Origin of the sequence: Methylibium sp., from assembly GCF_013817365.1 — a bacterium.
GTDB lineage: Bacteria > Pseudomonadota > Gammaproteobacteria > Burkholderiales > Burkholderiaceae_C > Methylibium.
This window is the reverse complement of record NZ_JACDCU010000536.1, coordinates 1-2407: the sequence shown is the minus strand read 5'-3', so window position 1 is coordinate 2407 and position 2407 is coordinate 1. Positions and strand designations below refer to the sequence as shown.

Annotated in this window: 2 protein-coding genes; both read right to left on the bottom strand. The window is 67.5% G+C overall.

Features of this window, described 5'->3' with window-relative positions; all coding sequences use genetic code 11:
• A partial coding sequence (locus tag H0W38_RS20985; RefSeq protein ID WP_292457839.1) for a hypothetical protein occupies positions 1-478 on the bottom strand: 478 nt, incomplete at its 3' end.
• A gap of 203 nt (positions 479-681) precedes the next feature.
• Positions 682-2407: TonB-dependent receptor (locus H0W38_RS20980; RefSeq protein ID WP_292457836.1), on the bottom strand; the 1726-nt coding region annotated here is incomplete at its 5' end.

Sequence of the window (2407 nt, the reverse complement as noted above, 5' to 3'; positions counted from 1 at the left end):
ACATCGATCCCAAGCCGTTCATCTGGACCGCACGCGCGTCCGACATCCTGGCCAAGGTCACGCGCGCCAAGACGGCACTTGCCGCCATCGTTGGATAAGTACAGAACAGAGCGGCGCACTGCACTAGATAGCATTCCGGGCAAGTGATCACGCTGCCGCCGATGTAGCTGAGCAGTGCGTCGGAAGGGTCAGCAGGCGTGTTGCTGAAGACCGTGTTGTAGGAAGACGCGAACGTCCCCTCGTCTGCCCCGCCGTCGGCTTCTGCTTTGTAGAAGAGCGAGAGGCTGCCGTCATTCGTCAAACCGAATGTCGAATAAACACAGCCCGGTTCGCAGTTCGAGTTACCGAGGTCGACACCAATCACGCCGGCGGTGGAAGGCGACAACACGATGTCGGCACGTGCCGAGAAACTGGAAAGCAACAAGAAGCCTGCAAGGCAGCCCGCGGCGAGATGTGTCAGTACCGTCTTGTTCTTCATCAGAGCTCTCCTCAGGCGATGAAGAAGCGCGTTGCATAAGGCGTACCACGGCGCCCAAGCCCTTGATTTTCCTGTGATCTGCCCGCTGATCCATGACCATCGGCCCCAGCTCTGTAAACAATTTCGACATTACGCGTCGCCCGCGTGCCCTGAAACCGGTACGCGCGTTCGGTCCCCTAATGGCCCGGCGCGCACGAAAGCGCTCAAAACCGATAGCTCGCCGTCACACGCAGCGTGCGGGGCTCGACCGGGTGGAAATGCCGGTCCTCGGCGGCGGTTCCTTCCTGAACCGGCCGTGACTCGTAGAAGTAATCGATGTCGCTCGCCTTGCGGTCGAACAGGTTGAACACGTCGAGCGCCAGCGTGACCGACGGCGAGGGCCGCCAGCCGCCGCGCAGGTACGCGAGCGTGGTGGCCGACGACTGCTCGCTGCCGTCCTCGACCAGATCGCGCGGGCCGAAATGGCGCACCTGGAAGTGGCCGAACCAGCGGCCGCCCTCGGGCGCATAGCCGATGCCGAAACTGGCCACGCGATCGACCGAGCCGGGCACGCGGTCCGCGCCCGACGGGGCATCGCGAAAGCGCGCACGCGAGGCGGCCAGGTCCAGGTCGAGCAGCCAGCCGGGCAGGCCCAACTCGTCGAGCACCCAGTGGTTGTTCCACTCCACGCCGCTGCGGCGGCTGGCGCCGCTGGGCTCGGTGGTGCCGGCGTCGCCGATGTAGACGAGCTCCGAGTCGAGGTCGAGCCGCCATACGGCCAGCGAGCTCTGCAGGCCCGGCACGATCACCGTGCGCAGGCCGAGTTCGGCTCCGCGGCTGGCGGCCAAGCCGGGCACCGGGTCGAGCGACTCGGTCCCGTCGGGCGAAAAACGCGCCGTGGTGCCGCGCGCGTCGTTGCTGTGGAAGCCCCGCCCGGCGTTGACGAAGAACTCGGTCTGCTGCCACGGCCCGAACACCAGGCCCAGCTTGGGAGAGAGCTGCTCGTCCGAGGCCTTGCCGCTGTTGCCGGCGACCGAGCTGTCGACATCGAAGCGCGCGGCGTCGGCGCGCAGGCCGGCAATGCTGCGAAGCCACGGCGTCCAGCGCGCATTCCACTCGCCGTACACGCCGGCCTGCGTCTGCTTCACTTCGGCTTCGACCGTGGTGGCGAGCCGGTCGCGCTCGCGGTTACGGTACAGGCCCACGGGGTCGAGCCGGTCGTGTCTGGCCTGCAGGCCAAGTGTGAAGGCGTGAGCGCGGCCGCCGAGCATCACGTCCCACACGCGGCTCAGCTCCCCGCCGAACATGCGGCGGCGTTCGGCCTGCTCGAACTGGTCGCCATTGACAGGATCGTCGAGGAAGTAGGTGAAGTTGGAGAACAGGTTCAGCTTGGCTGAGACGGCGTAGGCGCTGGCCTGCCAGGCTCCGTCGTTCAGCGTGGTGCGCGTGCTGCCCGACAGGCTGATGCGGCGCGAGCGCCCGCCGTCGCTCGGGTCGAGCGAGCCGAAGCGGTCGAGCGTGCCGTCTGCCACCCGGGCGGCCGGGATCTGGTCGGTCGAGGTCCAGCGGGCGTCGTAAGCCATGAAAGTCAGGGCGCGGTCGTTGTTGCCGTCGCGCTGACTGGCACGCAGCCAGCCGTTGAACTTGCGCAGGTCCTCGGGCACTTTCCAGGGCCCGTCGTGGGTCTGCGCCTCCACCGCGCCGAGCAGGGCGACGCCCGATTCACCCAGCTGCGTGCTACCCGCGAAGAGGCCGCGGCGGTAGTCGCGCTGGCCCAGCGTGATCTCGGCCAGCGGGCGGGGGAGCGTGTCGAGCAGTGCCAGGCGCGCACTTCCCGCGGATGCGAAGTCGCCCTCGCGCGCGAAGTACGGCCCCTTGCGGTAGTCGATGCGCCGCACCAGCTCGGGGATCAGGAAGTTGAGGTCGGTGTAGCCCTGGCCGTGCGCATGC